Origin of the sequence: Halomonas sp. AOP13-D3-9 (assembly GCF_052379125.1) — a bacterium.
GTDB lineage: Bacteria > Pseudomonadota > Gammaproteobacteria > Pseudomonadales > Halomonadaceae > Vreelandella.
In genome coordinates, this window is record NZ_JBQSYH010000023.1 from 1 (window position 1) to 24,261 (window position 24,261).

The following is a 24,261-nucleotide window of genomic DNA, read 5'->3' on the forward strand; positions in this document are numbered from 1 at the left end:
CGCTGCCATGTCTGAAAAGTTATGTAACGCATCAGCGATCAGCGATAGGCTTCCCGCCATAATGCCACCGACAATTTGAGCGATGGTTAAGAGCCCATTGGCCCAAATGGAGATGCTGACGCGCCGGTCGCCAGAGGCAGGATCAATGTGGGGATGATCATGATGATGTCCCATCTGTTACCCTCTCTCGAATTATCTGTGCTTGGTACTATAAAACCTCTAGCAACTAAAGCTTCAACCCTTGAGCATTGTCTATTTGCACCCCTGGATTGGAAAGCACGTTCCTAGCTCCCAAGCGAGCCTTTGTGTGCTGGGCCGAAGGTGATCATGTTTTAGGTGCGGGGCTTAATCCACTTCAACCGGGAACGTCCAATCCACCATGGGTAGATTCATTTATTTTGTCGAGGCGCACCTTGTCTGGTTTGTAATCGTCGTCGCGGGGGTAGGTTTACTCTTTCCGGCCACCGGAATAATGCTTGAGTTCGCGATTGGGCCATTACTAGCATTACTGATGTTGATCATCAGCCTCACATTTGATGCGCATGCAGTGCGCATCGTGTTACGTAAGCCGTCACGGCAGTTGTTGGCATTGGGGCTGGTCTATGGGCCAATGTCGATTGCCGGGTGGCTAACGGGCCGTCTATTTTTTGGAAGCGGCCCGCTGGCTGCTGGCCAAACCTTGCTCGGCACTCTGCCGACGGATGTGTCCTCTCCTCTTTTGGTACTGATGGCGAAAGGCAATGTGGCGCTTGCCGCTGTTTTCAACGCAGTCAACACTGCGTTATGTCCGTTTATTGTTCCCTTCCTGTTTTTATGGCTTACCGGCCTCCAGTTAGACGTGCCACTTGGATCAATTATTCTTGAATTAACACTAATCGTGCTTGTTCCTACCGTGATTGGGGTCAGCTTGCGGACAAGGTTCTCAGCTTTCTTTGCACGGCATGATTCAGCGTATGCAGGGATAGGGTCAATTTTGTATCTGCTGATCCTACTCGCCGTGGTTGGGCCGAATGCCTCCACGATCATTGGCTATGGTTGGTATGCGTTTGTGATTGCGGGGGCGGCCCTGTGCCTCAATTTGATGGGGTACCTGGTAGGTATGTCCTCACGGTTACTCACTTCCGATCGCAAAGAGGTGATTACCTATCTTTTCACGGTCAGTAAAAAGGAATTCAGCATCGCCGCAGCGTTTGTCGCTGCTTCCGGTTTGCCATCAGAAATTGCGATTCCAGCCGCTTTTTTTGCCGTGATTCAAATGATCACTTCGCCCATCGCAGCGAAGATCCTCGCCCGCCACTGAAGGGATGGCCGTATCGGCTCTCCGTCAGAAGAGCAACCTGCATACGGTGTGTACAGGTTACTCTTACCGACAAAAAAGCCACCGCCTACTTATAAAGGGTATCCGTAATATCTGGTTGATCTCTGGGCATCATGGGGAGGTAACAACTCCCCACTTCGTCGGATTTCTTGGTTGATATGTCTCTCAGGCCATTAAGGTACCTACAAAGCCTGGAACGTGTATGGACAATGGCACTTACATGGCTTGGAGAGAGGGCAAGGCCAAGCTAAATGCATAGCCACTTTCTCGCCCGGACCAAAACCGACTATCTCGGTCCAGCCCGCTCAATCAACTCATCTTATAATGGGGTCAGTATTCTCCGAACCAGTGAGACAGCGCTGTGTCTCGACTGTAATGTGTACCAACGACGGGCACTGAGCCTGAATACGCTGCTTATAGAAGGCAGGCGACTCGGGAGCATGCGAAACGATCGAGACAATGGCGGCGTGAATATTTGGGCCAATGGCCCAGAGATGCAGATCGCTGATGCGTACATCGTCATTCTCGATGGATTTTCTGACCTCGTGCTCCAAGTCGCTGCACTGTTGATCAAGCAGCACGCGGGAGGTGTCCTTCAATAGATGCCATGACCAGCGAGTGATGAGTAACGCACCAACGATCCCCATGATCGGGTCCATCCAGTTCCAGCCCGCATACTTTCCGGCCAGCAAGGCAGCAATCGCCAACACCGAAGTTAAGGCATCGGCAAGTACGTGGAAGTAAGCCGCTCGACGGTTATGATCATGATGCTCATGCTCATGCCCATGCCCATGCCCATGGTCTTCCCCACCTAGTATCCAGGCTGATACTCCATTGACGATCAAGCCGATGACGGCGACGAATATAGCTCCATTAAACGAAATGTCGACCGGGTGGATGAATCGGTCAATACTTTCGATCACCATATACAGGGCGAAGCCTGCCAGTAGGACCGCACCAGTGAAACCGCCTAGCGCATTGACCTTCCCAGTGCCAAATGAGAACTGTGTATTGCCTGCATTGCGGCGAGCGTATGCATAGGCGAAGGCTGCAATACCCAGAGCCACAGCATGAGAGCCCATGTGAAGGCCATCGGCCAAGAGGGCCATCGAACCGTATAGGACGCCGGCCAGAATTTCCCACACCATCATGACGACAGTTAGAGCGACGACGATCAGTGAGCGTATTTCACCGGATTTTTTACGGTCTTGACCAAAAACATGATTGTGTTGCCATTCTTCGAGCCTGTGACCATGCATCCTGCGGTACTCCGAGTTGATAAAAATTATGGTCAGAACGACCAATGAAGGTGGTGGCGATTGATGGCAAAGCTCTGCTTAAGGCTTCGGCTCCGTGATGTTCTACTTGAGGTAGGACTTGATGACCTGCAGCACCGCTTCCAAGTCTTGTTGTCGCTGTTCCAGCTCAGGTTCCTTGACGACGTGATCAGTCAAGTGCCCCTCAATGATCGTTGCCATCAGTCCATTGACCGCCCCGCGAATCGCCGCGATCTGTTGCAGCACGGCCGTGCAATCGCCTTCCTCATCAAGCTGCCTTTCCAATGCGGCCGTCTGCCCCTGAATGCGACGAACGCGGGTTAATAACTTCGATTTGTCTTTGATCGTATGCATGCGGCTATCTCTTATGAAGCTAGAACTATACTGGAGGATAGTATATTACATATAATAGGGGGCAGTATAAATGTTGGCAAGAGAAAAGAGGTAGGTGAAGCTCGCCAGCGTGACACGCGGCAGCCGTAAAAAGAGCGCCGCATGTCCGAAATGATCTTGGCCAAAAAAGAGGCGCAGTGGCAATGGTTGGCGTTGCAGTAGCAACGTTAATCATAGCAATGGTGAAAATTGCTAATTCTGGCTGACACACAACAGACTCATAGGAAAAGGAGACAGTCATTGGTAACCAACTAAAAGCGTTTTTAATTGCCGTCCCTGTTGCAATTGGAATCCAAGGTGCCCTGATTTTGTACATGGTTGCGACGTTGGGAGAGCAAGCAAATATAGGGCTACTCGCACCCGTAGGGATAGTAACCGGCTTGCTGTCTTACCTCACGATTCGCAAGCACCTTGATAATCGAAACTGATCTAGGAAAACATGGCCATGATCTCAAATGAAGCGCGTGCCGAGCTTCGCCAGCGCACTCTGTTTAACCACCTAGAGCCGGAAGCGCAGCAGCAGGCGGTCGATCAGCTGCTGAATGGTGAAAGCTGGGACAAGGTAGCCCAACGGGTCAATGATTGGGTTGCCGAGGCGGACTGGGAGACTCGATGCGAAACCAAAGAGGCGGCGAGTCAAGAACGAGATTACGAGTGATCTACTGATGCAGTATGCTCTACAAAAATTAGGAGGAAAACATGTCTCGACACGGGTTTCATAACGTACTTAACTCACCCAGCGACGAGGAGGAAGGCTTCCTCGATCTGCTCGGCTACGACATATACGATTGGATTGCGAGGGGTGTCGCTGGATATGACGAGCCCCTGGAAACGTATTTCTTCAACCTGGATGGCATTTGGATTTTTGGCACCACTCACGAGGAAATAACGACCGTCTCGGAGCTTCAAGGCACCCTGTCGGCCATCTTCCGTGGCGCAGCGCTTCCCTTTAACATGGAAGGACTTTTGCGCATAGCAGAGGACTTTGAAACCGAGGAAGGCATTTTGACGCCGGGGGAGGCCGCCATGATGTCCGCGGGGCTCCCTCAAGACTACCTCGACAACCATCTCAAGCTGGCCAAGACGTTTCGCGATCAATAACCCGTACAGTGAGGTCGACCCATCAACATCGTAGAAAGCTGGCTACTGTTCACCACTAGCGGAAGCGATCGCCGGCACGCGGAGGCGCTGGCGCTCCTGAATCATGACCTCGGGAGCAAGTACCGCCTCAACAGGCTTTACGAATGGCGGGCCGGCACCTACCCGGTTCCTCCTCACGTCCAGGCCTACATGATGCGTGCCACTATCGCCAACGCGATCGAGGAGGAGGGGGGCACGCTGCCAGTAGACGCAGAGGAATTCGCCGAACGCCTCGTGAGCCGACTTCTCCCCCCGCCAAGGAAGAAGGGCCGCGAATAGGCAGCCTCGGGGAGGAGCCTTGGATTGCCAGGCCTCACCCCATCTTAATTTCTGGTATTTCATTCCAAGAGGTCAGAAACCGCGGTGTCTGCCGTGTATCCCTCTGCCTCCATCGTTCGTTCTTCCTCATGCCCCCAAGCGTGACCGCGCCGCGGCCAAACTCACGGTTGAGCGCATCCATCACCCCCATTAGCTTTGCCGACTGCTGACGCCTCTCTTCAGTCTCCTGGGTGTCCAGCATATCGATCTGCAACCCATCACGGTCGGCCAGGTCAACCATCATGACGCCTGCCTTGGCGTACTGATAACCTCGGCGATAGATCATCTCCAGGGCACGCTGGGCCGCGGCTACTATTACCCGGCTATCATCTGTTGGCATCGGCAGTGGCAGGGTAAGGCTGGGGTAGTCCTGAGGAAGATCACTGCGGAACCTTGGTGTCGAGAGAAAGACCATGATGGCCTGTGCCACCGACTGCTGGCGCCGCACCTTCTCCGCGCCAGCCTGGGCATGCGATCGCACCGCCTCGCGCAGATCCTCCATGTTGCTGGTTGCCTGCCCGAAAGTGCGACTGGTCATGATGTTCTGACGTTTATGGTCGATGTCATCAAGCCGGATCACATCAACCCCACGTAGCTCCCAAACGGTACGCTCGAGCACCACTCCAAAGCCCTTGCGGATCTCCCTTGGCTCCGCGTTGCGAAGATCCAATGCGGTGCGGATACGCATACGCTCCAGCTTCTCACCCGTTCGCTTGGCCACGCCCCACAGGTCGGTTATGTGCATGCGCTCCAGGTGGCCAAGTGTAGCGGGATGATCAGCCTCAAGGACACAGACCCCTTTGAAGGCAGGCTGCTTTTTGGCAATGCCGGTGGCCACCTTCGCGAGGGTGCGAGACGGCGCCACCCCGATCGACACAGGTATCCCGGTCGAGCGCTGGACCACATGCCGTAGTTCAGTTATATGCGCTTGCAGCTCATCGGTAGACAGTCCTGACAAGTCAATGAATTGCTCGTCAATTGAGTACACCGATATTGGGCCGGTATGGGCCTGCATGGTGGACACAACCCGTCGCGACATCTCGCCAAACAGGGCATAGGCCGAGCTAAGCAGCACTGTCTGTCGACGGACATCAGGGGAGAGCTGGAAGGCGGGCAAGCCATTAGGCACGCCAAGGGCTTTCAACTCATTTGACCGCGCCACGATACATCCGCCACCCCCCGCCAAGACCCCGACTGGGCGACCGCGTAGCTCCGGCATGAAGACACGAAAGCAGCTGACGTAAAAGTTGTTGCAATCACAGTGGCCAATCATCACACCCCCTGCGGCGATGCGTATGAACGTTGTGAATGACGACTCCCCAAGTCTCGCAATCGGTTCCACTGAGAGCGATCGGCTGATAGGCGGGGTTACCTGACAATAACGCTGGTTGGCTCTGCCATTTGCCAAGTTTCTTGCAGGTAAGCTCACCATCCAGACACACCACGATAATGTCACCATCCAGTGGCTCAAGCGAGCGATCAACAATGAGCAAATCTCCATCCAGGATGTGGAATTTTTCTAAGCTGTCCCCCTTTGCACGGCAGAAATAGGTGGCGCTCGGACGTGGAATAAGGTGATCGGTAAGGTCGAGGATGCGGTCAACCTCGGCCTCTGCATGTATCGGGAAACCAGCCCTGACCTCACCGGCCATCAAAGGGAGCAAATGGCGTGAACGGTCAGAAGACTGCCCCAATATGACAATGGCCTCAGCCTGCTGACCGCTTTCGTAGGCTGGCCTTTCAAATCGTGGTGTATAAAGCATAGCCCCTCCTTTTTACTGTATTTGTGTACAGTATCGAAGAAGAGTAAACCTCTCTGCAAGTAGTCATCGCTTTTTATCAGCTTTGGCCTTACTTCTTGAAGAGACCTGTAAACCAAGCCGAGGTGACTGTATCGTTGATTTATATCCGCGATCCCGTCTGACCACGTTGGTATCATTGCGAAATGCTTTGCAATAACGACGAATGATCAACTCATCTCGAAGCTGACCTCTTTGAGCCCCTGACTAACGGCGACTACTTTATGCAACAGCTCACCACTATCGAGCAAGGCGGTTTGCTTCCCACTGTAATTCACGCCGACTAATCCCTTTACCAGGGTAGAGCTATCGAGCACGCTCCCACAGCACGGCCTCTCTTGTGGCAATTACATGAAAAACAGCGCAAAAATCCCTTACGGCATACGCAATAACAGGTTGGTGCATATCAGCCAGCTCACAAGGGCCGAACGCGGTGGCCGTTGCGGCTGTGTCTGTCCTGAATGCAGAACACCGCTTGAAGCGAGAATGGGGGATATTGTCCGTCACTATTTCGCACATGCCAGAGGGACCCGACCATGCGCTGGGGGCACTGAAACAGGAATACATCTAGCCGCAAAGCAGTTGATCGCAGACCGAAAGGAAATACCCATTCCTCTGCTTCAGGCGGTACTTGAGGCGAAGGATAGCCTTGGCTACAAGCACACCGAATCTAAGGTCATTTTCCCAGGCCACGATCGGCAGCCGGTGGATGACACAAAACTTGAGTTCAGCTTGGGGGACATCCGCCCTGACCTTATCGTGAGCTTGGGTCAGATAGAAATCCTAGTCGAGGTGGCCGTAACCCATTTCATCGACGCGGAAAAGCAGCAGCGGCTTGAGTCCCGTGGCCAGCGCTGCATCGAAATCGACCTGGGGGACATACCACGGAATCTAACACCGGCCGATCTCGAAGAGCATGTATTTAACTATCAACGGGCCTACTGGATCGTAAATCCCAAGATCGAAGCGGAGCAGGAAAAGCTACGCCCAAGACTCCAGCAGCAGATCGAGAAGGCCAACAAACGAATAGCACAGGCGAATATCGCAAGGGAACAAGAGGAGCAGCGTCAACGTGAACAACATGCCCGGATGGAAGCTTATTTTAAAGTTCAGGAACAGAAACACGCTGAATTAAAACGCCAACGGGAGGAGGAGCAGCGTCGGGCGAAAGAAAAAGCGACCGAGCAGGCCGAAAACCGACGACGCGAAGCCGAGGTTGCACGTCAACTCGAAGCTAAAGCCGAGCGGCATCGGCAACAGAAAACTTGGGAGCAAGAGCGTCAGCAACTCGATCTTCATGAGATGCGCCATCTCGCCATGGAACTTTTCGCGTCCTGTCAGCGTATTCATGCCAGGTCTGGCAAGGTGGCCACATCAACACGGTTCTGCTTGCCGATGGCCCGGCACAACCTCGAACGAGATATTCACAAAATGGACCTGGAAGCCATTCCTACCGCGGTTGAAACACGCACAGAATATGACTGGATGTTCGGGGTGCCGTCTTGTGAGTGGAAACTCGTGGCCTTGCTAGGCGTCGTCTATACCCGTGAGAGCATCCATAGCCGCTATTGGATCTCAATCCAAGCCATTGAGCGCTGCCTCAGGGAGTTCGGATATCAGCCAGTTGTCGCTCTTCAGCGTGCTGAGCAGTTGCTGAATACTGCTCGTTACTACCAGGTTCTCTCAGATGATCCTGCATTAATGACACTGGAACAGCTTCCAAGGCCCCTGGACGCGATTGCAGAATTCGTTGGCGAATTGAGCAACTTCAATATGATTCATCTGCTAGCAGCCAAGCTGGATGAACTTGCGTTCATACCCAAGCCTGCTAACAGCTGGCGATCATGACATCAGCACCAACTCAAGCAGAGAGCAGCTGATTTTGCCTTGGCCTAGGCGTCCGCGAAGACTTTGAGCAGGGTGCCACCAGAATTAGCCTTGTCCACCAGCGCATCCTTGACCAGCCAATACTCGGTGAACACTTGCTAAACTTACGCTGGATACACCAGTTATCCCTAGCAACACAGCTCAATGCGATTCACTTGGAGGGAGAAGACATGTGTAGTCGATATGAGGCGCCTGATGCCGATCAGCTGTTGCATGACTTTAAAGTTACGCCAGAACAAGAGATGCAAAGCGAACTCTGGCCAGGGTATTCCGGCCCGTTTCTCCGTGCGCCACAATCGAGCGACCCCCATGACGAGGCAGCTCCCCCGTTAGAGGCACTGGTTGGAATATTTGGCCTACTGCCGTTTTGGGCTAAGGACACTAAACTGGCGAGGAGAACTTATAACGCGAGGTCAGAAACGGCCGATAGCAAGCCGTCATTCCGTTCCGCGTGGCGTCAGGGGCAGCACTGCATCATCCCCGCGACGGCTATCTACGAGCCCGACTGGCGCTCTGGGAAGGCGGTTCCGACTCGAATTACTCGAGCAGATGGGGGCCTCATGAGTATTGCCGGTCTATGGGAGCGCTGGACCAATCCTGACGGTGAAATCGTGCATAGCTACTCGATGCTCACGGTCAACGCAGATGACCACCCAATGATGCGAAACTACCATCGTCAGGGCAGCGAGAAAAGGATGGTCGTGGTCTTACCGAACGGGGCGCTCAAGGACTGGCTGACAGCGCCAGCGTCAGAGAGCAAAGCGTTCATGCGTCAGTATCCAGCTGATCGACTACAGGCTGAACCCAGGCCCTAGGGCTTGGCTTAATATTCAAGGACCCAGGGTAATGCTGACATGTTTGGCGGGAAATTGTGCAGATCATGGCTTATAGAGCTTGGTTGTAAAGATTAGACAAAAACTGCTCAATAGTGTGGATAGTAGAATCTATATAGCTCATCTCGATCTTCAGCTGGTTGCTCCAACCATAATCGAGACCGGGAGTGGTGTTTATAATGTTTTCTATACGCGAAGTCGGATTCGTTCTTTTCACATACCCCTCTTCGTGAACAATCTGGTTTCTAAGTTTATTCAAATCACTTATAGCGCTCCAAAGAGCGTTCATACCGCCAGAACTGAAGTCTATGCTGACCATTTTTTCTAGGTACTGCTTAGACCGAACAACGCCTTCCCCTTTTAGGTCAGTCACCGCGATCGGCAGGCGGTTCTGCTTCTCAACTCGCTTGCACAGCAGGTTCATCTGTCTTTCAAGGAATGAGTAAAGAGATACGAGGGTCGACTTCCTGAATGTGTCGATGAAAGTATTTTCTATCTCGTGTATATCGTCGGATATAAACTCGATTATATCGTTGTAATCGTCCTCATCCTGACCATACTTATCTGGCGACAAGTCATAAGATTCGACAATCGCTCGTTTGTCACTTTGAAACTTGGCATCCAGCTCTTCAGTGTACTTTCTAAACCCTTCAAGCCTCTCAACACAGGCGTTAATCAAAATGCTTTTCATCATACTATTGGATACTCCTTTTTTAATATTAACTACCATCCTGAATCCGTGAGACCGGCCCCCGGAAGCACTTCTAACCCACTGACCTGCATGGCAATATAGCCATTATCGCCATTCACCCAGACAGTGCCATGCCCAACATAAAGTTCCGCGCCAGTTGCCGCACCCTCACCAGCCACGCCGGGCTGTCCATCATCGGGCAATGCTTCGAGATCGCTGGCGTCGACAGCATCGACAGCCGCTTCCCCACCACGCTGGGCATGCGCACCAGTGACGTGATCAAGAGCTACCTGGGCCTGCTGTGTCTGGGCATGAGCGACTATGACGCTGTCGAGAACTTCCGCCGCGACAAGCCCTTCCAACAACTGCTGACCCTGCAGAAGGTGCCGAGCGCGGCGACGCTGCGACAGCGGCTGGAAAAACTTGCCGCCAACGACCTGCAGGCGCGCACCGCCACCTGGTCCACGACCCTGCTGTCACTGATCGAAGCACCGATCACCGCCGAGACGACGCACGTCTGCCTGGACATCGACACCTTCGTCATGGACAACAGCAACTCGAAGAAGGAAGGCGTCTCGCGGACCTACCAGAAGGTCGATGGCTACACCCCGATCGCCGCCTATCTGGGCAACGAAGGGTGGTGCCTGGGTCTGGAACTGCGGCCTGGCAAGCAGCACACCATGAAGGAGAGCAACGCCTTCCTGGAGCGGGTACTGCCTCGCGCCCAATGCTTGACCAAGCAACCGATCCTGTTACGCGAGGACAGCGGCTTCGACAGCCAGGCGCACCTGGCGCTTCTCGAACAGCAACGCCAGGTCTTTGCCGACGAGGGGCGCCGGCTCGACTATGTCGTCAAATGGAACCCGCGTGGCTCGGCCACGGCTGATCGAGATACCTGGCTGGCGGTGGCGGCGGACTACTGGGAAGAGCTGCGTCCTGGCAAGCGCCAGGCGCTGTGGACGCAGACCGTCTCGATCCACGACGACAACAAGACCGAATACGTCGTCCAACGCGTGATGCGCCTGGTAGAGCGCACCGCCGATGGCGATGGCCAGTTGCTGCTCGAACCGGACTATGAGTTGGAAGGCTGGTGGACCAGCCTGGACGAGGCGCCGGAGGCGGTGATCAAACGCTACCAGGCGCATGCCACCCATGAGCAGTTTCACAGCGAGATCAAGACCGATCTCGACCTGGAGCGCTTGCCGTCCGGCAAGTTCGCCACCAACGATCTGATCCTGCATCTCGCCCAGTTGGCCTACAACATCCTGCGCCTGATGGGACAGCTGGGCATGACCGGCGAGCTGAGCCCGGTTCGCCACCCGGCCAAGCGGCGCCGGCTGCGCACCGTGCTACAAGAGCTGGTGCACCGTGCGGCTCTCGTGATTCACAAGGCACGGCAGATCATCCTCGACTTCGGGCAGGATATCGGGCGCATGACGGTGCTCAAGACGCTGCGGAGCCGACTGCGTTATCCACGAGGAACGCCATGCTGACCGTCAATCGGCGACACTCTATCCACAAGCAGTTCCAAGCGACACGCGATCGCCAGATATGTCGTGCCTGGCGGGTGGAAAGGCATGACAAAACGGGCCGTCAGCACCGATCAGCACGGTGGGTTTTGGCAATAACGGGCTTGCGAAAGCCAACTTGCACGGGGCGAATGATCAAAAAGTGCTCGCTGGCGGTGATAGGGAAAGTGTCGGCGCCGGCTTCACGGATTCAGGATATACATATTTTGCGTGAACCTATTAGGAGCTTTTCAGGTGTTCCACCAGCGCTTGAGCGAAAATGTCGGTCGTACCGGTGACGCCCATATCAGGAGTGACCATATCGCAGCGATTCTCCAGTACGGTGTGGATCCCCTGACGGATAGCATCCCCTTTTTCATTCTTCTCTAAGTGGTCAAGCATCTGAGCCGCTGCCAGCAACAAAGCGCAAGGGTTGGCCAGTTTTTTGCCTGCAATATCCGGTGCCGATCCGTGTACCGCTTCAAAAATCGCCGCTTTTTCGCCGATGTTTACCCCAGGGGCTAAACCCAAACCGCCTACTAGGCCCGCGCACAGGTCAGAGAGAATATCGCCAAACAAGTTAGTAGTTACGACAACATCAAACTGGTGAGAGTTCATTACCAGTTGCATGCATGCGTTATTGACAATCATTTCTTGGAATTCAATGTTGGGATCTTCGCTGCCGACTTCGCGAGCCACGTTTAAAAACAGACCAGAGCTGGTTTTGATGATGTTTGCTTTATGTCTGGCGGTGACTATCTTACGACCGTTCTGCTTGGCCAGCTCAAAGGCATATCGCACGATGCGCTCAGAGCCTAGACGAGTCACGCGAATACTCGACAGAGCGCCCTCACCATCCTCAGAGAGACTCTGACCATCGGCGAGATAGGCACCTGCGCTGTTTTCCGTGATCAGGTCGATGTCATCGTAGCATGAACGGGTGCGAGGAAAGCTGATCGCTGGCCTAACGTTGCCATAAAGGTCGAAGTGGCGGTTCACATTGTGAATGATTTCAAGGCGATGTCTGTTCGCTACGCTGCGTTTCAAAAGACTCTATTTCACTACTGATGGCATTACGTTCTTCTCTCAAAGCATTTACCTGTTCATTGAGCGATGCAAGCTGCGTATCGGCCGCTTCTATCTCCGTGTTCAGCGCTTCAAGATCAGCTTGAGCTTGCTTGCGTGCCTCATCCGCTTCTTGACGAGCTTGCTCAGCAGTATCGCGTGCGGTCTCGGCATCCTGTCTCTTTGCCTCTAGCTCAGCGTATGTTTCACGAAGCTCCTTAAGGGCGCTCTGCATTTCTTTTAGCTGAGCATTGAGTTCATCTACTTTCTCTTGGCGTGTTTCACGCTCTCCCGCCAGTGTCATCAATTCATTGTTGGCGTTCGCAATGTCTGCTTGCGTTGCAGCAAGCAAGGCTTCAGCCTCGGCTTGCTCAACCTCAAGGTTGTTCGTTTTTTGCTGCAATGTTGCTAAATCAAGCTCCGCAGCTTCAACCTCAGACAGCTGCGCTTTAATCTGCTGTTGCTCACGATTCATGCTGGCCATCTGCGCTTCTAGCACTTCAACATTCTCCGCCCGCGACCCTGCAATATTGTGCGCCACAATAGCCCAGATGACCGCGATCACCGCAATGCCTGCGATCACTCTTACGCGGTTGTCGCTCATTAATGCTTTGATTGATGGTGGCTGGCTCTCTGTCATTAGTCCGGTTCTCTCTATGTATTGCCTGTTGACGTTTGATGTCAGGAGGGCTTATCGGCAGGCGCGTTTGCCAATGATGCCCTGCTGAAGAGTTGTCGCGGGGGCCTAGCTATTTCCTTCCGTTAACTGAAGCCTGCTACGCCTTATGCTTAATGCACTTAACGGTAGAATCGCGACAGTGCTCGGAGCACCTCGCTCGACACCCGAGCCTCAGGCTCAACATCGTCAAGTTCGTTCATGCGATAGTCATAGACCTCAAAGGCCCCGGTAGGATGGACAGCTATCTGATAGTCGGGCATCAGGATACCATAGCCCATATAGCTGCCTGAAAGCATCCAGTCACGACGCGGTACTGCATCCAACAGGCTTTGGCCCAGAGTGTAACGCTGAGGAGCCGATTCACAGCCCAATAGCTCTTCCAGCAGCGTCGGTGCGATATCGGCGTGGTGGGTTCGACGCTCTAGCACGCCACCGGCCCGCCCCGGCAGATGCATCACTAGCGGCACCTGAACCTGCTCTGGGGTGTAGTTGCTGCCATGCCCCCAGTAATTCTTGCCGTGTTCGTTGAAGGATTCACCATGGTCTGAGGTGATCACAACCGCGGTGTCCTTAAGTCGTCCTCGGCGTTCGAGATCATCGAGCACCCGCCCCAGTTGCTGATCCACATAGCGCACTGCAGTACGGTAGCGGTTTAAGTAGGGCTCGCGATCAAAGTTCGGCCCCAAACTCATATGGTTGATACTCTCCCAATAGGGTGTGAAGCGCTCGACGTCAGGCGAATGACTATAACCGTGCACGGCATCATAGAATAGGAAACCGAAGAAGGGGGTCTCTTCTTGTACCACATCTTCCTGATCCATCCAGGCCAGCCAGTTATCGGTAATCTGTTGGTCGCGCTGCCAGGGCTCTCCTTCGGCTGGCTGCAGCGAGATGTTCTTGAGGCCAGCAAAGACGTTACGGTCAAAAGCGGGGCTCACAAGCGTCGCTGACGAAAGTACCTGAAAGCGATAATTAGCGGCCTCTAATCGTTCCATCAGCACTGGCGGCGTTTGGCTAGCGGTGAAGGCATCCCAGTAAGTAACCGGCAAACCGTAGAAGAGGCTAAATACACCCGCTTTAGTGGAGTTACCGCCACTGCTATGCTCGCTAGCCAGAAACCAGCCAGGTCGACTGGTATAGCGGCTGAGGTTGGGCATCACCTCGGGGTTAAGCATGTCATGGCGCAAGGTATCCACCACCACCAACAGAAGATTATGCGGAGAGCTCGGCGGCTCACAGCTCAACGGCGACTGCGGATAAACCAGATCCTGTGCCTTACCTTCTACCACTTCCAAGTCTACGCGGTCACGCACTGCCTGGGCATCTACCCAGCCTTGTTCAACAAAGAAACGCTTAGCCGTGGCCGGATAGAAAACTGGCACATGGCGCGTCATACTGGTGATGTCGCGATCATAGTGGGCGTCTGCCCAGGCATGCCAGCCGTGAACGCCTAATAAGGCTATGACGCTTACCACCAATGCTGACCCCGCCATCCGTGGTAACGGCTTCCTTTTAAGTTGCCAGCCGATACCGCCCTGCAGAACCAACATGCACAGCACGCCACTGATGGCAAGCGCCCAAGCCATCCAAGAAAAACTGAAGACGTCACCGCCAGCGTTGAGCAACAGATCAAGGATGAAGCCGCTCAAGTGAAAACGGTACTGAGCATAGACGAAGGTATCCAGCAGGAGCAGCAGTTGCAAAGCACTCGCCCACAGCGTAGTCACTATCCATAGTCCGATACCACGGAGCAACGTGGCCAGCAAGAACAGTGGTAGCGCCCCAAGCCACACTAGCAATGAGAGATGGCCGAGGAAGACCAATAGCAGGTAGCCCCACTGCTCAGCTCCCTCGGGTTGGATATAGGCGACATAGCGCAGCGAGATCAGCCAGGCAAGCAGTAAGTTAGCGAGGGTCCAGGCGCCGATCCAGCGCCAGCGATGAAATAGATGGTTAATCACAAGCCAATTCTCGAAGAGTTAAGCTCAGTTCTTGTGTATGGAGGGCAGTAGAGAGAGGTGCTATCTTGGGCCTCGATCTACTATCGCAAGGAGCCCTCATGAGCCAGCCCACCCCTCCCGAACCTCGACCCGATACAGCGGTGCCTTCCACCAGCGGCAAGCGCTATGAACGCATCTTCGAGCGCTTCCTGTGGAACAGCCGGCTGCTGGTGATGCTGGCGGTGGTGCCGAGCCTGCTGGGGGCACTGGTGCTGTTCATCATCGGTACTCTGGATATTCTCAAGCTTACCGTGACCGCCGCGACCTACTACCTGGTCGGCGGGCAGCCCGATATTCACGAGACGGTGGTGCCGAGCGTGGTGATGGCGGTGGACATCTACCTGGTGGCGATCGTGCTGCTGATCTTCGGCCTGGGGGTGTATCGGCTGTTCGTGTCGCCGATCGAACCGGCCGAGTCGCACCCGGCCTCGAACCCCTTCAATGTCTCGTCCTTCGATGAGCTCAAGGACAAGATCGCCCGGGTGGTGATCCTGGCGGTGATCATCGAGTTCTTTCGCGCGGTGGTGGATATCACCTTCGAGACACCGCTGGATGCCATCTACCTGGCGCTCTCGGTGCTGGCCCTGGCCGGGGCCCTCTACCTGATGAGCCGCGCTCACAAGCATCATCGGGAGTAGGCTCGCTGGCGTATCCTGTTGATTGATCTCGCCAGATCACAACCAACATAGGACGGATACGCCATGAGCAATTCTACTCTCCAAGCCGTGACGCAGCCAGACACCGGCGCTACTGATCCGTTGCATGAGCTGCTGCGCAAAGGGGCCCGAGACCTGATCGCCAAGGCCGTGGAGGCGGAGTTGAGCACGTTTCTGGAGCAATATGCCGACAAGACGCTGGAAGACGGCCGCCGTGTCGTCGTCCGCAACGGCTACCTGCCGGAGCGCACCGTGCAAACCGGTATCGGCGACGTCGAGATCAAGGTGCCCCGCGTCCGTGACCGCAGTGGCGACGGGGTGACCTTCAGCAGCGCGCTGTTGCCGCCCTACCTGAAGCGGGCCCGCAGCATCGAGGAGCTGATCCCCTGGCTCTACCTGAAGGGAGTCTCTACCGGCGACTACCAGGAGGCCCTGCCGGCCCTGCTGGGTGACCAGGCCAAGGGACTCTCGGCCAACACCGTGTCGCGTCTCAAGAAGCAGTGGGAGGACGAGCATACCGACTGGCAGAAGCGCGACCTGGCAGACCAGCGTTACGTCTACTGGTGGGCTGACGGCGTGTACAGCAACGTGCGCATGGATGACCGTCTGTGTCTGCTGGTGATCATCGGCGTCACTGAGCAGGGCCGCAAGGAGTTGGTCGTCGTCGAGGATGGGCAGCGTGAGTCAGAGGCCAGCTGGAAAGAGCTGCTCACGGGGCTACGCGAGCGCGGGCTGACGACGGCCCCCAAGCTAGCGGTTGGCGACGGCGCCATGGGCTTCTGGGCGGCGTTGAGCAAGGTCTATCCAGAGACCGAGCACCAGCGCTGCTGGGTCCACAAGACTGCCAACGTATTGAATAAACTGCCGAAATCCGTGCAGCCCAAGGTCAAGGCCGACCTCCATGAGATCTGGATGGCCGAGACCCGCGATGAGGCGCACAAGGCTTTCGATCGCACGGTGAAACGCTTCGAGGCCAAGTACCCCAGAGCCATGGAGTGCCTGGCCAAGGATCGGGAGGAGCTGCTGGCGTTCTATGACTACCCGGCAGAACACTGGGTGCATATCCGCACCACCAACCCGATCGAGTCGACCTTCGCCACGGTCCGCCTGCGGAGCAAGCGCAGCCGGAACTGCGGCTCCAGAGCGACGACCCTGGCGATGGTCTTCAAGCTGCTTCAGAGCGCCCAGAAGCGCTGGAAGCGGATCAAGGGGTTCAACAAGCTGGAGCTGGTCGTGAACAACGTCCAGTTCAAGGACGGCGAACCCTTGACCGATCAGTCAGACAGGACTGCCGCCTGACCGGCCATACACAGAATTTGACAATAACTCGGAGCATGACCGATCACGACAAGGTCGAGATCGTCAGCATGGAAAATTCCGCTTTGGCTCGTATTGATTATTGTAGGATTCAGCGGTCTAATTGACAGTGTGCTTCTCTAAGCGGGGCAAGAGTGGGAGAAGCGACTGACCACGCCTAGTAAGCCTAAAGGCCTAACCTTTACGAGACGGGAACCATTTCGCCATGAGCGGTGACAACTCAAGCCTGGCTTCTGCATTGCGTGTTCTGCCTGACCGTTTGCCAGCTGGGCGTCCGACGCTGAATGATATCCTGAGCGCTCTGGGGGATCGTGGACTTGGGCTCGTTCTATTAATTTTTTCGATCCCAGCCATTATTCCGACACCAGGCATTCCAGCTGGCATGATATTCGGCTCGGCGCTTGCGCTGCTCGGTGGGCAAATGGTGGTCGGTGCAAAGCGTGTCCGCTTGCCGTCTTTCATCGCTCAGCGGCGTATTGGGCAAGAAGTGCTGCGCCAAGTCTTCCAGCGCGCTACGCCACTTATAGATAAGCTAGAACGCCGCCTGAGCATCCGTCTGGCCGGGCTGATGTCCCCTTTGGCCATGCGAGTTATCGGAGGGGTTATTGTTGTTATGGCGTTACTGATTGCATTGCCCATCCCATTTGGAAATACCTTGCCTGGCTTGGCGATTCTGGCTCTATCGCTAGGCCTCGCGAGGCAAGATGGGATTGCAGTATTGGTTGGTATGAGCCTTGCGGTATTGGCTAGTGGTGTCTCTGTAGCACTGTTACACGGCAGCCTGAGGTTGTTCGATATGATTCACTGATGCGTGCGTAATATTCAATACCACCAAGCACAAGCAGAAGGCGCCGCAGACCAAGCTGTCCCCCGTTCCTAGGCAAGGCCACCATGACCTACAACAGGGGTTTCCCCGAGTCGAGAAGAACTGCGGCGTCGATCTATCAACCTTCTAGGGAGATTAAGTCTTTGGTGGATCAGAATGGATCGTCAACCATTTAATCAGGATACCCAGTTTAAATTCTTTAACGATTTTCACCTACGGCTCGCTTCCTTCCATCAGAGCCATCCTTTACGTTTAAAGTACCAATACGGTGCGATGCCTGACATAACCATCAGCCCCAGTGCCCAGGGATAGCCGAGCAACCACTTCAATTCCGGCATGTAGTCAAAATTCATTCCATAGATGCTGGCAACGAGAGTAGGCGGCAGGAACACTACGGCAGCAATCGAGAAAGTCTTGATGATTTGGTTTTGTTCGATATTAATAAAGCCCTGAGTCGACTCCATCAGAAAGTTGATTTTATCGAACAGAAAAGTGGTATGGGACATGAGATTCTCGATATCGCGCATAATCTCACGTAGGCTTTCCGACTGCTCCGGTTGGGTTTTTAGATGACGCAGCAAAAACGAAATATCCCGTTGGGTGTCCATGAGGCAAAGGCGGATTTTTCCGTTGCTGTCCTCCAGGCGGGCCAGTTTGCCGATGGCGTCTTCCAACTCCGACTCCTCGTCCTCTAGAACCATATAACTGATCTTTTCCAGTTGGCGATGCAGATCTTCCAGAGCATCGGCATGGTTCTCCACTTTCTGCTCCAACAGCGTGACCAACAGGTCTTGTGGGGATTGCACTTCCACCTGTCCCTTGTGCGCTCTCATACGTAGCAGGCGGAAATCGGCCAAATCTCCTTCACGAATGGTGATCAAGCAATTTTTTTGAAGGATACAGGCAACGGATACGGTTGTGTGGCGACCCTCGCTTTGGGCGAGAAACAGTGAGTGGACGTGGATACCGGCCTGGTCCACGAAGCAGCGGGCCGAGGTTTCAATCTCTTCCACTTCATCCGGTTCGGGCAACTCGGTGCACAGCATGTGTTGCAAGAGAGCACGTTCGTCTTCATCCGGCTCGTGGGCATCAATCCAGTCGGCTTGGATCAGATGGCTACCCAACTCCTCGAGGGGGCATTTAATTTCGTGGATCAGGCCGTTTTCAATTTTAAACAATCTCAACATCAGTGGATCTCTATTGTTTTCAGTGATTGCCAGCGATAGGTTGCGGCTTCTTCGAACTGGTTATTGTGTGTAGTGATGAACAAGGCGGCGATACCATTATCATCCGCGGCCGGCATACCGGATTCCCGTCCCAGGCAGAGAAGGGCCGTGGACCAGGCGTCCGCTAGGGTTGGATTGTCATTGATGACAGTGACAGTGACCGAGACCGTGTTGTGAGTGACCGGTTTGCCCGTGCGGGCATCCAGGACATGGCTGTAGCGCTTGCCCTGTTCATCGAAGTAATGGCGGTAGGTGCCCGACGTCATAACGGAAACTGGGGCATCCTGACGGATGGTGAGGGCTTTTTGCACCGAATGACCACCGGGCAGAGGCCTCTTGACGCCAATACGCCAGGAAGAACTGTCCGGCTTATGCCCCCGGGTTTGCAGCTCTCCGCCAATCTCCACGAGATAGTTCTGTATCCCAGCAGCTTCCACTACGGTGGCAACCCGACCAACGCTGTAGCCTTGAGCAATGGAGGAAATATCCACATGAATCTGCGGGTCGGTTTTGCGCAGTTGGGTGGGTGTCGGGGTTTCTAGTTTGCTAAAACCGACGTGTTGTAGCTGCTGCATCAGGGTAGCCGGATCCGGTGGTGTCAGCGTTTGGCCCGAGAATCCCCAAAGATCAAACAATGGTTTGATGGTCAGGTCATAGCACCCCTGGCTGGCTTGACTGACCTGCTTTGCGGCTTCTACCAGTTCGACGATCTCGGAGCCGTCATCAATCGGAGCGGTAGTCTCCGTGGCGTTAAAACGTTCAATATCTGAATCCGGTTTGTAGTTCGACAACGAGCGATCCAGGCGATTGAATTCAGCATCGATCCGTTGCTGGAGCGCGTTAACGTCCACGCCTTCAGATTGCCAGACGCTGACATGCCAAGTAGTGCCCTGAGCGGCACCACTCAGCTTATGCACCTGATTGTCGAATGAATCACATCCTGATAGCACCGAAGCGATGGCAAACACTACAGGCCATTTAAGCCTCATGCTGACCAATCTGGAGGCTTTCCCAGCTATTGTGCCAAGCCCCTGAATAGCCACTGAAACAATTACCATCGTACTCCTTATCTCATCAGAACCCAGTAAATCAGGGCAGCCAGCCCCAGGCGATAGACCACATAGGGCCACATCCCAAAGCGGTTGAGCCATTTCAGAAAAAAGTGGATGGCTGTTAGCGCCATAGCGAAGGAGGTCAGTCCGCCCACTAGGAACGCGATCCAATCCACTGCAATATCACCAGTGGCCACCTCCAGCAATTTGGCGGAAGCGGCCAGCGCGGTAATGGGAATGGCCAGAAGGAAGGAAAAGCGAGCTGCTGCCTCTCGACTGAGGCCTAACATCAACCCAGCAGTGATGGTCACACCCGAACGGGAGGTGCCGGGAACGAGTGACAGTGCTTGGGCTGCACCGACTAACAGCACATCTCTCCAGGTCAATGTGGTGATCTTCCGGCTCTGTTTGGGACACCAATCCGCCCAGCCCAGCAACAAGCCAAAAATTAACGTGGTGAAAAAGATGATCGCGACAGAACGCAGTTGGGTGTCAATCAGATCCAGCAAGAGCAAACCGGCCAGTGCAGCTGGAACGGTGCCGATAACCAGGTAGCCTGCCATCAGGCCTTGTCCGATAAAGCGTCGCTGAATCAGCGAAGTAACGCTGTCCTTGGTCAAATCTCCAACATCGCGACGAAAATACAACATCACGGCGAGTAAAGTGCCCACATGTACCGCTAAGTCAAAAGCGACACCTTGGTCAGCCCAGCCAACCAACACCGGAGCCAGAATCAGATGCGCGGAGCTGGAAATCGGCAAAAATTCAGTGATGCCCTGAATGATGCCCAACCAGAAGGCCTGAACTACTTCCATCAAACCTCCCACGCCAATGTTTCGTCATGGCAAGCGGGAATGTGGGGCCAAAGTTTTCTTTGTCTCATAGGGATTGCGTTTCCTTTTTGTTGATGAAATAAGTGCCTTTGGGCAGCACGTGTTTGTAAGGCAATAATGAGTTGTGTGCCAGTGTGTCGTCGTCCACCGTTTCGCCTTGGTTTTTCAGTTCGTCCACGATGTTGCTGTTGCTGGAGATTTTCCAGTACTGGATGCACCCTAAACTTAATCCTGAATCCGTGAGACCGGCCCCCGGAAGCACTTCTAACCTGGATATTGCATAAGACATGAAAAAGGCGGCTGAAAATCGGTTATAATTCAAGCTCCTACACAAGAACCAACCGCCTCAGCCGCCATGACAAAATGTACCACGCCGTCCGCTTCCTTTCCACGCTGCAAAGGCCGTCAGGTCATCGCCCGTTTCGATGGCGGTGATCTCACTTCCGACGGCGGTATCCTGCTGCTGCGGCAGCTCGATCGCGAGATGGGCCTGACCCGCGCCGTCGCTCGCCGGCTCAGCGACGAGCGCGACGCTCAGCGCTGCCTGCATCGCACCGAAACCCTGGTCCGGCAGCGCGTGTTCGGCCTGGCGCTGGGCTATGAGGATCTCAATGACCACCAGGCCCTGCGTCACGATATCGCCCTGCAGACCGCCGTCGATACCGATGGCGTGCTGGCCAGTCAGTCCACCTTGTGCCGCTTCGAGCAGCAAGCCGACCGGGACTGGGCGATCACCATCCACGAAGAGATGATCGAGCAGTTCATCCGCTCGTTCCGGCGGCCACCCAAGAAACCGCTCTACCTCGACTTCGATGCCACCGACGATCGGGTGCATGGCCAGCAGCTCGGGCGGCACTTCAACGGCTACTACAACCACTACATCTTCCTGCCGCTGTTCGTATTCTGTGGCGACCAGCTGCTGGTCAGCTATCTGCGTCCGGCCTCGCTGGATGCCGCTCACCACGCCGGTGCCATCCTCGCCCTGTTGGTCCGGCGGCTGCGCCAGGCGTGGCCTGAGGTGAAGATCGTCTTCCGAGGCGACAGCGGCTTCTGCCGTCCACTGATCCTCAACTGGTGTGACCGCCACGGCGTCGATTACATCATCGGCCTCGCCGGCAACAAGCGCTTGGCCAAGCTGGCTCTGAACATCGACTACGCGTCGGCCATCCGCTTCGAGAAGACCTGGGAGAAGGAGCGTGTCTTCGGCTTCATCGAGTACGCTGCCAAGAGCTGGAAGGAGCGTCGACGAAAGGTCATCGTCAAGTCCGAGACCAGCCGGCGTGGCTTCAACACCCGCTATGTGGTCACCAGCCTGCGCGGCTGCAGCGCCGAGTGGCTCTATGACCACCGCTACTGTGCTCGGGGCGAGATGGAGAACCGTATCAAGGAGCAGCAGTTCCTGTTCTCCGACCGCACCAGCTGCCACGAATGGTGGCCCAACCAGTACCGACTGCTGCTGTCGGGGTTGGCCTACCTGCTGCTGGAGCGGCTGCGCCGGGTCTACCTCAAGCGCACCGCCTTCGCCCAGGCCCAGGTCAACACCCTCCGCCTGAAGCTGCTGAAGATCGGCGCTGTCATCACCCGCAACACGCGCACGATTCGGCTGATGTTGAGCAGCCAGTACCCGGAGCAGGACCTCTTCCTGAAGCTGGCCAGCAAGCTGGTGCCGGGATAGCGCCGCGGCGTGCTGTCCCCGGCACAGAAAACACATGGGGGTAGGGGGAAATGCGCCTTGAGCTCAGGAAATTGATCAATATATAGCCAACTTCCAGCTCTGGGCGGCATCATCGCCACCAAACCTGGCATTTGGGTGCTGCTGACCAACCCGATGCAACATCCGGGCTAACCCACTGACCTGCATGGCAATATAGCCATTATCGCCATTCACCCAGACAGTGCCATGCCCAACATAAAGTTCCGCGCCAGTCGCCGCACCCTCACCAGCCACGCCGGGCTGTCCATCATCGGGCAATGCTTCGAGATCGCTGGCGTCGACAGCATCGACAGCCGCTTCCCCACCACGCTGGGCATGCGCACCAGTGACGTGATCAAGAGCTACCTGGGCCTGCTGTGTCTGGGCATGAGCGACTATGACGCTGTCGAGAACTTCCGCCGCGACAAGCCCTTCCAACAACTGCTGACCCTGCAGAAGGTGCCGAGCGCGGCGACGCTGCGACAGCGGCTGGAAAAACTTGCCGCCAACGACCTGCAGGCGCGCACCGCCACCTGGTCCACGACCCTGCTGTCACTGATCGAAGCACCGATCACCGCCGAGACGACGCACGTCTGCCTGGACATCGACACCTTCGTCATGGACAACAGCAACTCGAAGAAGGAAGGCGTCTCGCGGACCTACCAGAAGGTCGATGGCTACACCCCGATCGCCGCCTATCTGGGCAACGAAGGGTGGTGCCTGGGTCTGGAACTGCGGCCTGGCAAGCAGCACACCATGAAGGAGAGCAACGCCTTCCTGGAGCGGGTACTGCCTCGCGCCCAATGCTTGACCAAGCAACCGATCCTGTTACGCGAGGACAGCGGCTTCGACAGCCAGGCGCACCTGGCGCTTCTCGAACAGCAACGCCAGGTCTTTGCCGACGAGGGGCGCCGGCTCGACTATGTCGTCAAATGGAACCCGCGTGGCTCGGCCACGGCTGATCGAGATACCTGGCTGGCGGTGGCGGCGGACTACTGGGAAGAGCTGCGTCCTGGCAAGCGCCAGGCGCTGTGGACGCAGACCGTCTCGATCCACGACGACAACAAGACCGAATACGTCGTCCAACGCGTGATGCGCCTGGTAGAGCGCACCGCCGATGGCGATGGCCAGTTGCTGCTCGAACCGGACTATGAGTTGGAAGGCTGGTGGACCAGCCTGGACGAGGCGCCGGAGGCGGTGATCAAACGCTACCAGGCGCATGCCACCCATGAGCAGTTTCACAGCGAGATCAAGACCGATCTCGACCTGGAGCGCTTGCCGTCCGGCAAGTTCGCCACCAACGATCTGATCCTGCATCTCGCCCAGTTGGCCTACAACATCCTGCGCCTGATGGGACAGCTGGGCATGACCGGCGAGCTGAGCCCGGTTCGCCACCCGGCCAAGCGGCGCCGGCTGCGCACCGTGCTACAAGAGCTGGTGCACCGTGCGGCTCTCGTGATTCACAAGGCACGGCAGATCATCCTCGACTTCGGGCAGGATATCGGGCGCATGACGGTGCTCAAGACGCTGCGGAGCCGACTGCGTTATCCACGAGGAACGCCATGCTGACCGTCAATCGGCGACACTCTATCCACAAGCAGTTCCAAGCGACACGCGATCGCCAGATATGTCGTGCCTGGCGGGTGGAAAGGCATGACAAAACGGGCCGTCAGCACCGATCAGCACGGTGGGTTTTGGCAATAACGGGCTTGCGAAAGCCAACTTGCACGGGGCGAATGATCAAAAAGTG

23 protein-coding genes are annotated in these 24,261 nt (G+C 55.5%); 11 read left to right on the plus strand and 12 right to left on the minus strand.

Annotation, left to right across the window (positions count from 1 at the left end; genetic code table 11):
• On the minus strand, positions 1-174 hold a 174-nt coding region (locus ACT3UM_RS21095), incomplete at its 3' end, for a cation efflux transmembrane domain-containing protein (RefSeq protein ID WP_498898776.1).
• A 205-nt stretch (positions 175-379) separates the two neighbouring features.
• Here ACT3UM_RS21095 and ACT3UM_RS21100 point away from each other — a divergent pair.
• Positions 380-1,300 (plus strand): bile acid:sodium symporter family protein, encoded by a 921-nt coding sequence (locus tag ACT3UM_RS21100; protein ID WP_008958447.1) that lies wholly within the window; start codon positions 380-382, stop codon positions 1,298-1,300.
• Positions 1,301-1,632: 332 nt separating this feature from the next.
• Here ACT3UM_RS21100 and dmeF read toward each other — a convergent pair whose 3' ends face one another.
• Complete coding sequence (gene dmeF, locus ACT3UM_RS21105) at positions 1,633-2,577, minus strand: CDF family Co(II)/Ni(II) efflux transporter DmeF (RefSeq protein ID WP_443604083.1); 945 nt, start codon at positions 2,575-2,577, stop codon at positions 1,633-1,635.
• A 102-nt stretch (positions 2,578-2,679) separates the two neighbouring features.
• On the minus strand, positions 2,680-2,949 hold the full coding sequence (locus tag ACT3UM_RS21110; RefSeq protein WP_008958449.1) for a metal/formaldehyde-sensitive transcriptional repressor: 270 nt from the start codon (positions 2,947-2,949) through the stop codon (positions 2,680-2,682).
• A gap of 484 nt (positions 2,950-3,433) precedes the next feature.
• Between ACT3UM_RS21110 and ACT3UM_RS21115 the strand changes: the two genes are divergently transcribed.
• Together ACT3UM_RS21115 and ACT3UM_RS21120 are read left to right on the plus strand one after the other, a co-directional pair.
• On the plus strand, positions 3,434-3,646 hold the full coding sequence (locus ACT3UM_RS21115; protein ID WP_008958450.1) for a hypothetical protein: 213 nt from the start codon (positions 3,434-3,436) through the stop codon (positions 3,644-3,646).
• Positions 3,647-3,687: 41 nt separating this feature from the next.
• The gene (locus ACT3UM_RS21120; RefSeq protein WP_008958451.1) at positions 3,688-4,089 is read left to right on the plus strand and encodes a hypothetical protein; all 402 of its coding nucleotides are present in this window, start codon (positions 3,688-3,690) and stop codon (positions 4,087-4,089) included.
• 352 nt (positions 4,090-4,441) lie between these two features.
• Here the strand turns inward: ACT3UM_RS21120 and ACT3UM_RS21125 are convergent, their stop codons facing one another.
• Both ACT3UM_RS21125 and ACT3UM_RS21130 read right to left on the minus strand, forming a co-directional pair.
• Positions 4,442-5,719 (minus strand): Y-family DNA polymerase, encoded by a 1,278-nt coding sequence (locus ACT3UM_RS21125; protein ID WP_008958453.1) that lies wholly within the window; start codon positions 5,717-5,719, stop codon positions 4,442-4,444.
• Positions 5,703-6,209: a LexA family protein gene (locus ACT3UM_RS21130; RefSeq protein ID WP_008958454.1), complete on the minus strand. Its 507-nt coding sequence runs from the start codon at positions 6,207-6,209 to the stop codon at positions 5,703-5,705. The genes ACT3UM_RS21125 and ACT3UM_RS21130 overlap by 17 nt, the downstream gene beginning before the upstream one ends.
• Positions 6,210-6,596: 387 nt before the next feature.
• On the opposite strand from ACT3UM_RS21130, the gene ACT3UM_RS21135 reads away from it, so the two are divergent.
• Entirely contained in the window at positions 6,597-8,093 is a 1,497-nt protein-coding gene (locus ACT3UM_RS21135) for a competence protein CoiA family protein (protein ID WP_144816036.1), read from the plus strand.
• A 209-nt stretch (positions 8,094-8,302) separates the two neighbouring features.
• Positions 8,303-8,947, plus strand: a complete 645-nt coding sequence (locus tag ACT3UM_RS21140; protein WP_498902032.1) for an SOS response-associated peptidase — start codon at positions 8,303-8,305, stop codon at positions 8,945-8,947.
• Between the two features lie 70 nt (positions 8,948-9,017).
• Here the strand turns inward: ACT3UM_RS21140 and ACT3UM_RS21145 are convergent, their stop codons facing one another.
• Positions 9,018-9,659: a hypothetical protein gene (locus ACT3UM_RS21145; protein ID WP_498902033.1), complete on the minus strand. Its 642-nt coding sequence runs from the start codon at positions 9,657-9,659 to the stop codon at positions 9,018-9,020.
• 128 nt (positions 9,660-9,787) lie between these two features.
• Between ACT3UM_RS21145 and ACT3UM_RS21150 the strand changes: the two genes are divergently transcribed.
• Positions 9,788-11,149: an IS1380 family transposase gene (locus ACT3UM_RS21150; protein ID WP_498902034.1), complete on the plus strand. Its 1,362-nt coding sequence runs from the start codon at positions 9,788-9,790 to the stop codon at positions 11,147-11,149.
• A 255-nt stretch (positions 11,150-11,404) separates the two neighbouring features.
• Here the strand turns inward: ACT3UM_RS21150 and ACT3UM_RS21155 are convergent, their stop codons facing one another.
• The 3 genes from ACT3UM_RS21155 to ACT3UM_RS21165 all read right to left on the minus strand — a co-directional run bounded on the left by ACT3UM_RS21155 (position 11,405) and on the right by ACT3UM_RS21165 (position 14,869).
• Positions 11,405-12,211: an isocitrate/isopropylmalate family dehydrogenase gene (locus tag ACT3UM_RS21155; RefSeq protein WP_498902035.1), complete on the minus strand. Its 807-nt coding sequence runs from the start codon at positions 12,209-12,211 to the stop codon at positions 11,405-11,407.
• Positions 12,177-12,869 (minus strand): hypothetical protein, encoded by a 693-nt coding sequence (locus ACT3UM_RS21160; RefSeq protein ID WP_498902036.1) that lies wholly within the window; start codon positions 12,867-12,869, stop codon positions 12,177-12,179. Before ACT3UM_RS21160 ends, ACT3UM_RS21155 begins: the two co-directional genes overlap by 35 nt.
• 158 nt (positions 12,870-13,027) lie before the next feature.
• Positions 13,028-14,869, minus strand: coding sequence for a DUF3413 domain-containing protein (locus tag ACT3UM_RS21165; RefSeq protein ID WP_498902037.1), 1,842 nt, complete (start codon positions 14,867-14,869; stop codon positions 13,028-13,030).
• Between the two features lie 98 nt (positions 14,870-14,967).
• On the opposite strand from ACT3UM_RS21165, the gene ACT3UM_RS21170 reads away from it, so the two are divergent.
• The 3 genes from ACT3UM_RS21170 to ACT3UM_RS21180 all read left to right on the plus strand — a co-directional run bounded on the left by ACT3UM_RS21170 (position 14,968) and on the right by ACT3UM_RS21180 (position 17,689).
• Positions 14,968-15,546 carry a YqhA family protein gene (locus tag ACT3UM_RS21170; RefSeq protein WP_023006438.1) on the plus strand — a complete coding sequence of 193 codons (579 nt, stop codon included), beginning with the start codon at positions 14,968-14,970 and terminating at the stop codon, positions 15,544-15,546.
• Positions 15,547-15,609: 63 nt separating this feature from the next.
• Entirely contained in the window at positions 15,610-16,863 is a 1,254-nt protein-coding gene (locus tag ACT3UM_RS21175; protein ID WP_498902038.1) for an IS256 family transposase, read from the plus strand.
• A gap of 223 nt (positions 16,864-17,086) precedes the next feature.
• Positions 17,087-17,689: an exopolysaccharide biosynthesis protein gene (locus tag ACT3UM_RS21180; RefSeq protein WP_081712043.1), complete on the plus strand. Its 603-nt coding sequence runs from the start codon at positions 17,087-17,089 to the stop codon at positions 17,687-17,689.
• A 251-nt stretch (positions 17,690-17,940) separates the two neighbouring features.
• On the opposite strand, the gene corA is transcribed toward ACT3UM_RS21180, so the two are convergent.
• The 3 genes from corA to ACT3UM_RS21195 are packed head-to-tail and all read right to left on the minus strand — an operon-like array spanning position 17,941 to position 20,800.
• Positions 17,941-18,894 carry a magnesium/cobalt transporter CorA gene (corA, locus tag ACT3UM_RS21185; protein ID WP_498902039.1) on the minus strand — a complete coding sequence of 318 codons (954 nt, stop codon included), beginning with the start codon at positions 18,892-18,894 and terminating at the stop codon, positions 17,941-17,943.
• Entirely contained in the window at positions 18,894-19,991 is a 1,098-nt protein-coding gene (locus tag ACT3UM_RS21190; RefSeq protein ID WP_197671990.1) for an FAD:protein FMN transferase, read from the minus strand. The genes corA and ACT3UM_RS21190 overlap by 1 nt, the downstream gene beginning before the upstream one ends.
• 8 nt (positions 19,992-19,999) lie before the next feature.
• Positions 20,000-20,800 carry an undecaprenyl-diphosphate phosphatase gene (locus tag ACT3UM_RS21195; protein ID WP_023006435.1) on the minus strand — a complete coding sequence of 267 codons (801 nt, stop codon included), beginning with the start codon at positions 20,798-20,800 and terminating at the stop codon, positions 20,000-20,002.
• 373 nt (positions 20,801-21,173) lie between these two features.
• Between ACT3UM_RS21195 and ACT3UM_RS21200 the strand changes: the two genes are divergently transcribed.
• Positions 21,174-22,493 carry an IS1380 family transposase gene (locus ACT3UM_RS21200; RefSeq protein ID WP_031218338.1) on the plus strand — a complete coding sequence of 440 codons (1,320 nt, stop codon included), beginning with the start codon at positions 21,174-21,176 and terminating at the stop codon, positions 22,491-22,493.
• A 225-nt stretch (positions 22,494-22,718) separates the two neighbouring features.
• Entirely contained in the window at positions 22,719-24,080 is a 1,362-nt protein-coding gene (locus tag ACT3UM_RS21205) for an IS1380 family transposase (protein WP_172416000.1), read from the plus strand.
• Positions 24,081-24,261 lie beyond the last annotated feature (181 nt).

Coding starts and splice junctions, on each gene's coding strand:
- ACT3UM_RS21100 (WP_008958447.1), top strand. CDS start 380: ATGGGTAGATTCATTTATTTTGTCGAGGCGCACCTTGTCTGGTTTGTA.
- dmeF (WP_443604083.1), bottom strand. CDS start 2,577: ATGCATGGTCACAGGCTCGAAGAATGGCAACACAATCATGTTTTTGGT.
- ACT3UM_RS21110 (WP_008958449.1), bottom strand. CDS start 2,949: ATGCATACGATCAAAGACAAATCGAAGTTATTAACCCGCGTTCGTCGC.
- ACT3UM_RS21115 (WP_008958450.1), top strand. CDS start 3,434: ATGATCTCAAATGAAGCGCGTGCCGAGCTTCGCCAGCGCACTCTGTTT.
- ACT3UM_RS21120 (WP_008958451.1), top strand. CDS start 3,688: ATGTCTCGACACGGGTTTCATAACGTACTTAACTCACCCAGCGACGAG.
- ACT3UM_RS21125 (WP_008958453.1), bottom strand. CDS start 5,719: ATGATTGGCCACTGTGATTGCAACAACTTTTACGTCAGCTGCTTTCGT.
- ACT3UM_RS21130 (WP_008958454.1), bottom strand. CDS start 6,209: ATGCTTTATACACCACGATTTGAAAGGCCAGCCTACGAAAGCGGTCAG.
- ACT3UM_RS21135 (WP_144816036.1), top strand. CDS start 6,597: ATGAAAAACAGCGCAAAAATCCCTTACGGCATACGCAATAACAGGTTG.
- ACT3UM_RS21140 (WP_498902032.1), top strand. CDS start 8,303: ATGTGTAGTCGATATGAGGCGCCTGATGCCGATCAGCTGTTGCATGAC.
- ACT3UM_RS21145 (WP_498902033.1), bottom strand. CDS start 9,659: ATGATGAAAAGCATTTTGATTAACGCCTGTGTTGAGAGGCTTGAAGGG.
- ACT3UM_RS21150 (WP_498902034.1), top strand. CDS start 9,788: ATGCCCAACATAAAGTTCCGCGCCAGTTGCCGCACCCTCACCAGCCAC.
- ACT3UM_RS21160 (WP_498902036.1), bottom strand. CDS start 12,869: ATGACAGAGAGCCAGCCACCATCAATCAAAGCATTAATGAGCGACAAC.
- ACT3UM_RS21170 (WP_023006438.1), top strand. CDS start 14,968: ATGAGCCAGCCCACCCCTCCCGAACCTCGACCCGATACAGCGGTGCCT.
- ACT3UM_RS21175 (WP_498902038.1), top strand. CDS start 15,610: ATGAGCAATTCTACTCTCCAAGCCGTGACGCAGCCAGACACCGGCGCT.
- ACT3UM_RS21180 (WP_081712043.1), top strand. CDS start 17,087: ATGAGCGGTGACAACTCAAGCCTGGCTTCTGCATTGCGTGTTCTGCCT.
- corA (WP_498902039.1), bottom strand. CDS start 18,894: ATGTTGAGATTGTTTAAAATTGAAAACGGCCTGATCCACGAAATTAAA.
- ACT3UM_RS21190 (WP_197671990.1), bottom strand. CDS start 19,991: ATGGTAATTGTTTCAGTGGCTATTCAGGGGCTTGGCACAATAGCTGGG.
- ACT3UM_RS21195 (WP_023006435.1), bottom strand. CDS start 20,800: ATGGAAGTAGTTCAGGCCTTCTGGTTGGGCATCATTCAGGGCATCACT.
- ACT3UM_RS21200 (WP_031218338.1), top strand. CDS start 21,174: ATGACAAAATGTACCACGCCGTCCGCTTCCTTTCCACGCTGCAAAGGC.
- ACT3UM_RS21205 (WP_172416000.1), top strand. CDS start 22,719: ATGCCCAACATAAAGTTCCGCGCCAGTCGCCGCACCCTCACCAGCCAC.